The organism is Mesorhizobium sp. M4B.F.Ca.ET.017.02.2.1 (assembly GCF_003998955.1).
GTDB lineage: Bacteria > Pseudomonadota > Alphaproteobacteria > Rhizobiales > Rhizobiaceae > Mesorhizobium > Mesorhizobium abyssinicae.
Map to the genome: position 1 here is coordinate 1 of NZ_RZOF01000356.1, position 6,403 is coordinate 6,403.

The window sequence follows — 6,403 nt, forward strand, 5'->3', positions numbered from 1 at the left end:
CGTCGACGCCGTCGTCGGCGAGCAGCGCCTCATAGCCGTCGAGGATGCGCGCGCCGGGGAAGGTCTCGGCGAGGCCCGGCTTGCCGGGGTTGCGGGCGCCGAGCGCTACCAGTTCGCCGGTACGCGACTGCGCCACGCCGCCGGCAAAGGATTTGGCGATGCTGCCGGGCCCGAGAATGCCCCAACGAATCTTTTGCGGTCTGGATGTCATGTCAAATCTCCTGGGGTCGCCGCCACGCATCCGCGATCGGGCAGGAATGGGACCATTTTGTTCGAGCATGACCTTTTCCGAAAACCGGTTCCCCCTTTTCGGGATCATGCCCTAGAGCGGTTCAACGTTTCTTGGAATCGCCGAACCGCTCTAAGTATTTGTTTTTACGCAATTCCGGACGGAAAACCGTTACACACTTTTCCTGGAATTGCTCTAGCGTATCCGCGCGCCCTTGGTGTCGAAGAGCAGCGCCTTGTCGGCCTTGATCGCCACCGTCAGATGGTCGCCGCTCGCCCGCTGCCTGGATGCCTCGCGCTCGATGATCAGTTCGTCGTCTCCGGCACCGGCGTAGACGTAGCTCACCGATCCGAGATGCTCGGCGACATCGGCCTTGACGGCGATGTCGCAGTCGCCTTTGCCGGCATCGAAGAAGTGTTCCGGCCTGACCCCGAGCACGACCTCGGCGCCGACAGCCGGAGGCGTGCTCTGGAGCGGCTTGCTCAGCCGCGCGCCGGCGTGGTTGACAAGCTCGACCGTCGCCGCGCCCGGCCCGGTCTCGACCACCTTCGCCGGCATGAAATTCATCTTCGGCGAGCCGATGAAGCCGGCGACAAAGCGGTTGGCCGGGTCGTCATAGAGATCGAGCGGCGCGCCGATCTGCTCGACATTGCCGGCCTTGAGCACGACGATCCGGTCGGCGAGCGTCATCGCCTCGGTCTGGTCGTGCGTCACATAGATCATGGTGACGCCGAGCTCCTTGTGCAGCCGGGAGATCTCGACCCGCATCTGGACGCGCAGTTCCGCATCGAGATTGCTGAGCGGCTCGTCGAACAGGAACACTTGCGGCTCGCGCACGATGGCGCGGCCGATGGCAACGCGCTGGCGCTGGCCGCCCGACAATTGCTTCGGCCGCCGGTGCATCAGCTCGTCGATGCGGAGAATCTCGGCGGCGCGCCTCACCCGCCGCTCGGTGTCGGCCTTCGGGTTGCCGTTCATGCGCAGGCCGAAGCTCAGATTCTGCTCCACCGTCATGTGCGGATAGAGCGCGTAGGACTGGAACACCATGGCGATGCCGCGCTCGGCCGCCTCGACATCGTTCACCACCTTGCCGCCGATGGCGATCTCGCCGGCGCTGATGTCCTCCAGCCCGGCGATCATGCGCAGCAGCGTGGACTTGCCGCAGCCGGACGGGCCGACGAAGACGACGAACTCGCCATCGGCGATGTCGATGTTGGCGCCATGGACGACGCCGAAGCCGCCGAAGCGCTTGACGACATTGGTGAGTGTGACCGCTGCCATATCGCCTTTCCTACTTGACCGCGCCGGCGGCGATGCCGGCAATGAAATGACGCTGCAGGAGCACGAAGACGACGAGCATCGGCACGGTCAGCATGACGGCGCCGGCCATGATGCCGCCCCAGGAGACCTTGGTCAGGCCGATCAGCGTGCCGAGCGCCACCGGCGCGGTCATGGAACCGGGCTGGCTGTTGATCAGCAGCGGCCAGAGATAATTGTTCCACGAGGCGAGGAAGAGGATGATGGCGAGCGCGGCCAGCATCGGCCGTGCCAAAGGCAGCGCGACGAACAGGAAGATGCGCCACTCCTTGACGCCCTCGACGCGGGCGGCGTCGAACAGATCGGCGGGCATCATCGAGAAGGCCTGCCGCATGAACAGCACGCCGAGCGAATTGAACAGCGGCGGCACGATCAGCGCGATCCAGGTGTTGGCGAGCTGGAAGTCGCGCGCCACCATGATGAACTGCGGGATCAGCACCACCGAATAGGGCAGCGTGATGGTGCCGAGGATGATCGCCACCACCGCGCCCTTGCCGACGAACTGATAGCGCGCCAGCGCCCAGCCGGCCATCGAGGTGAGCAGCACCGACAGGAAAGTGTAGGTCACCGCTACCGAAACCGAGATGCCGATGGCGCCGACGAAATTGGTGTCGCGCTGCAGATTGTTGAAATTGTCGACGAAATTGTCGTGCGGCAGAAGCTCGATGCCGGGGCTGAAGATGCCGTTGTCGGGCATGGTCGAGAACACCACCATCATCCACAGCGGAAACAGCCAGATCACCGCCAGCGGCGTCAGGAAGAGATGCAGCGCGATTGCGCGGCCGAGCCGGCTTTGCGAGCGCGAGGTCATTTCGGGTCCCTCGTCAGCCAGAGCTGCACCAGGGTGATGGCGATCGCCAGCCCCGCCATGGTGTAGGCGACGGCCGAGGCGTAGCCGAAATTGAGCGAGCGGAAGCCCTGGCGGTAGAGCAGCAGGCCGAGCGTCTCGGTGCCACCGCCGGGGCCGCCGCGTTCGGTGATCAGGAACGGCTCGGTGAACAGCTGCATGGTGCCGATGATCGACAGCACGGCGCAGAAGACGATGATCGGCTTCAACAGCGGCAGGGTGATGTAGAAGAACTGCTTGACCTTGCTGACGCGGTCGAGCGTGGCCGCCTCATAGACGTCGTCCGGGATGGACTGCAGGCCGGCGAGCAGGATGATGGCGTTGTAGCCGGCCCAGCGCCAGGTCACCGCGATCATGATCAGCGCCATGGCCGGCGTGACGTTGGAGAACCAGTCGACGCTGGGCAGGCCGACGCTGTTCAAGAGCTTGTTGATGATGCCGAAGTTCAGATTGAACATCAGCCGGAACACCGCCGAATAGGCAACCTCGCCGACTACCACCGGGGCGAAGAAGGCAAAGCGGTAGAGGCCGCGGACTTTCAGCAGCGGCGAGTTCAACAGCACCGCCATGACGATGGCCAGCGAGATCATCACCGGCACCTGGATGACGAGGATGAGCAGCGTGTTCTTCAGCGCGTTGTAGAAGGCCGGGTCGCCGATCAGCCGGCCCCAGTTAAAGGTCGGCGCAAAGCGCCACGGCACGGTGCGCGTCGCCTGGAAGGAGATCAGGAACGAGCTGATAATCGGCCAGACCCAGAAGATGGAAAAGATCAGCAGATAGGGTGTGAGGAAACGATAGGCCGTGGCGTTCTGATGGCGCATCGTTTCCTCCTTCGATCGGTTGCCGCCTGTTGTGGCGGGCAGTGTTGATATGGATGCTGCCGGTGGGAGCAGCATGATTTGGCCAGGTCAGCGCCGCCCCTCATCCCCCTGCCGGGACCTTCTCCCCGTATCGTGACGGGGAGAAGGGGCTGGCCGCGGCCTTGGCATTTTGCAACGCTGGCGATTGGCGAAATCGCTGGCGGCAGCGTCCCTCTCCCCGTCACCATACGGGGAGAGGATGCCGGCAGGCAGGTGAGGGGCAGCGCCAACAGTCCGGCAAGGTGCCCTATATCTGGCCCACCAGCATCTCTGCCTTCACTTCACCGGCAACCCAGTCGCCGAGGCGATCTGGCTGGCGGCGTCGTCAAGCGCCGCCTTGGCGTCCGGATAGCCGCCGCCCAGATATTTGGTCTGCACGGCGCGCATGATGAGCTCGGCATCGCTCTGGAACTGCGTGCCGCGGCTCGGCACGACCTTGGGCAGGGTGGCCAGGATATCCTTCCACACCGCCTGGCCGCCCCAGTAAGGCAGGCCCTGCGAGACATAGGGGTCGTCGAGCGCCGAGATCAGCGACGGCACCAGGCCGAAATCCTTCAGCATGGTGATCTGGCCCTCATTGGTCTCCAGCGTGTATTTCAGATAGGCGTAGGCCGCTTCCTTGTTCTTCGAGGCCGAGGTGATGGCCAGCGACGAGCCGCCGAGATTGGCGGCGCGCGGGCCGTCGGCGGTCAGGCTCGGCATCGGATAGACGCCCCACTTCCCGTTTTCGCCGGCCGATTCGGTGCGGATGGTGCCCTCATACCAGCCGCCATAGACCTGGGTGGCGACGGCGCCGGCGGTGTTGTTGGTGATCTTGGTGCCCCAGTCGGCCGAGGCCATGATGCCGGCGTCCTTCATCTCCTTGATCTTGGTCAGCGTGTCGACGCATTTGGGCTGGTTGACCGTGATCGACTGGCCGTCCTCGGCGAAATAGCCGCAGCCCTGCTCGTTGGCGATCATGCGGAAGAATTCGGTGTCGCCGTTGAAATCGGCGTTGGTCATGGTGACGCCGGGATTGGCGGCCTGGATCTTCTTGCCGGCGGCGATGAAATCGTCCCAGGTCTTGATCGAGGCGGGGTCGACACCGGCCTTCTCGTAGAAGTCGCGGCGGTAGAAGGAGGCGACCGGGCCGGAATCCCAGGGCATCGCATAGGCCTTCTCGCCGACCTCGAGCTCGGTGCGCTTGAAATCGGGGAATTTCTTCTGGTCCTCGGCGGTGTAGCCCAGCGTATGCAAGTCGACGAAGCAGTCGGGGAACTGGCTCCAGTAGTTCTCGGCCTCGCCATTCTCGATCGAGACGATGTCCGGCAGGCCGACGCCGCCGGCCGCGCAGCCGGCAATCGACTTGTCATAGGTCGGCTGGTTGCCGAGATCCTCGACGGTCACCTTGATGTCGGGGTATTTCTTGTTGAAGCCGGCGACGGTGGCCTTCAGCGACGAAGCCGCGATGTTCCAGCTCCAGATCGTGATTTCGCCGGATTGCGCCATGGCCGGGCCGGAGCCCAGGGCAAGCGCGAGCGCGGCGCAGGTCAGTGTGGTGCGCATTGAACTCCTCCCATTTCATTTGCTCTCTCACAGTGAGCGTGGCTAGATTATGCAGCGCGGAAGGCTTGTCCCGGACAAAGGGAAAAGAAAATTGGCGGAAAGTAAGATGCCGGAACGGCCGTTCTACCAGCCTGGCGCCAGCAGCGTGGAAGGCATGCCGCTGATGCTGCAGATGTTCCACACACAGCCGCTGGTTATGCTCAAGCCGCATTGGCACGCGCAGGTGGAAGTCAATTTCATCGTGCGCGGCAGCGTGCACTATTTGATGAACGATCACGAGATCTCGCTGTCGGCCGGCGAGATGTGCCTGTTCTGGGGCGGCCTGCCGCACCAGATGGACGATCTCAGTGACGATGCCGTCTATGCCGGGGCGCATTTGCCGCTGGTGCATTTCTTCCGGCTGCATCTACCCACCGATGTCCGGCACCGGCTGATGACGGGCGCCACGCTGGTGACGTCGGCCACCGACCAGGCTGACAACCACAATTTCGAGCGCTGGAACAACTACGCCCGCTCGGGCGACGCGGCCAAAGCCGAGCATGCGGTGAACGAGCTGCTGCTTCGGCTGGAGCGGGTGCGGTTCGAACCCTACCGGCTTGTTTCGAGGGTTCCCGCCGCACATTCGGCGGGCAGCCCCTTCGACCAGCAGTCCTCGCGCAATGTCGGGCGCATGTGCGACTTCATCGCCGAGAATTTCCTCTATGAGATCGACTGCGTCGACATAGCGGCTGTCGTCGATATCCACCCGAAATACGCCATGAGCATCTTCAAGAAGTCGACCGGGATGACGCTCAACGAGTATGTCAACCTGCTGCGGCTGAGCTATGCGCAGGCGCTCTTGATGCATGAAGACGCCAACGTGCTGCGCGTCGCCATGGATTCGGGCTTCGGCTCGCTCAGCGCCTTCAACAAGTCGTTCCGCAAGCTTGCCGGCATGTCGCCCTCCGACTTCCGCCGGGCCGGCGTCAAATAGCCGAGGATCACTTCATGGGTGCGCGCGTCGCGTCACCCCACCTCGACCGCCACCACCGAAATGCAGTCGCCGGCCTTGACCAGGCCTGGAAAATGCCGCGCCGCGAGCAGGCCCGACATTTTCGCCCCGATCTCCTGCGGCGCGACGCCGGTGCGGCCGATGCCATGAATGCGGGCGACGACCTGTCCCTCCTCGACGGGCTCGCCGAGATCGACCATCGTCTCGATCATGCCGTCGTCCTCGGCGAAGGCGAAGCAGTCGCCGGAAGGCATGTCGAGCCAGCGGGTCTTTGCCAACTCGACCGCACCGGCGACGATGCCGGCATGCTTGAGCACGTTGCGCACGCCGCGGCGCGCGATGCGCACCGTCTCGGCGCGGGAGGTGCCGCCGCCGCCGAGCTCGGTGGTGATGAACAGCTTGCCCATCTCCTCGGCGGCGGTGTCGAACATGCCGACGGCGTCGATCTCCAGCATCTTCATCGACCATGGCGCCGAGAACGCCTCGACCGCATCGAAGCCCTTCGCTTCCAGCTCCTTGTCCGGCCTTATGTGGGCGGCGCAGAACGGCACGAAGTCGAGCGTCCTGCCGCCGGAGTGGAAGTCGAGCGCGATGTCGGTGCGCGGCAGGAGCTC

General features: G+C 64.1%; 6 protein-coding genes and 1 pseudogene. 1 reads left to right on the plus strand and 6 read right to left on the minus strand.

Going from position 1 to position 6,403, the window contains the following annotated elements:
• From EN738_RS28905 to EN738_RS28925, 5 genes and pseudogenes are all read right to left on the minus strand, one after another.
• Positions 1 to 211, minus strand: a pseudogene (locus EN738_RS28905) (oxidoreductase); the annotation flags it as partial.
• A gap of 213 nt (positions 212 to 424) precedes the next feature.
• Complete coding sequence (gene ugpC / locus EN738_RS28910; RefSeq protein WP_127286633.1) at positions 425 to 1,510, minus strand: sn-glycerol-3-phosphate ABC transporter ATP-binding protein UgpC; 1,086 nt, start codon at positions 1,508 to 1,510, stop codon at positions 425 to 427.
• Positions 1,511 to 1,520: 10 nt separating this feature from the next.
• Complete coding sequence (locus EN738_RS28915) at positions 1,521 to 2,357, minus strand: carbohydrate ABC transporter permease (RefSeq protein WP_127286634.1); 837 nt, start codon at positions 2,355 to 2,357, stop codon at positions 1,521 to 1,523.
• The gene (locus tag EN738_RS28920; protein WP_126057345.1) at positions 2,354 to 3,214 is read right to left on the minus strand and encodes a sugar ABC transporter permease; all 861 of its coding nucleotides are present in this window, start codon (positions 3,212 to 3,214) and stop codon (positions 2,354 to 2,356) included. Before EN738_RS28920 ends, EN738_RS28915 begins: the two co-directional genes overlap by 4 nt.
• Before the next feature lie 315 nt (positions 3,215 to 3,529).
• The gene (locus EN738_RS28925; RefSeq protein WP_127286635.1) at positions 3,530 to 4,798 is read right to left on the minus strand and encodes an ABC transporter substrate-binding protein; all 1,269 of its coding nucleotides are present in this window, start codon (positions 4,796 to 4,798) and stop codon (positions 3,530 to 3,532) included.
• A 106-nt stretch (positions 4,799 to 4,904) separates the two neighbouring features.
• Between EN738_RS28925 and EN738_RS28930 the strand changes: the two genes are divergently transcribed.
• Complete coding sequence (locus EN738_RS28930; protein WP_127286636.1) at positions 4,905 to 5,771, plus strand: helix-turn-helix domain-containing protein; 867 nt, start codon at positions 4,905 to 4,907, stop codon at positions 5,769 to 5,771.
• Between the two features lie 32 nt (positions 5,772 to 5,803).
• Here EN738_RS28930 and EN738_RS28935 read toward each other — a convergent pair.
• A partial coding sequence (locus tag EN738_RS28935; RefSeq protein WP_189606015.1) for a succinylglutamate desuccinylase/aspartoacylase family protein occupies positions 5,804 to 6,403 on the minus strand: 600 nt, incomplete at its 5' end.

Coding starts and splice junctions, on each gene's coding strand:
- ugpC (WP_127286633.1), bottom strand. CDS start 1,510: ATGGCAGCGGTCACACTCACCAATGTCGTCAAGCGCTTCGGCGGCTTC.
- EN738_RS28915 (WP_127286634.1), bottom strand. CDS start 2,357: ATGACCTCGCGCTCGCAAAGCCGGCTCGGCCGCGCAATCGCGCTGCAT.
- EN738_RS28920 (WP_126057345.1), bottom strand. CDS start 3,214: ATGCGCCATCAGAACGCCACGGCCTATCGTTTCCTCACACCCTATCTG.
- EN738_RS28925 (WP_127286635.1), bottom strand. CDS start 4,798: ATGCGCACCACACTGACCTGCGCCGCGCTCGCGCTTGCCCTGGGCTCC.
- EN738_RS28930 (WP_127286636.1), top strand. CDS start 4,905: ATGCCGGAACGGCCGTTCTACCAGCCTGGCGCCAGCAGCGTGGAAGGC.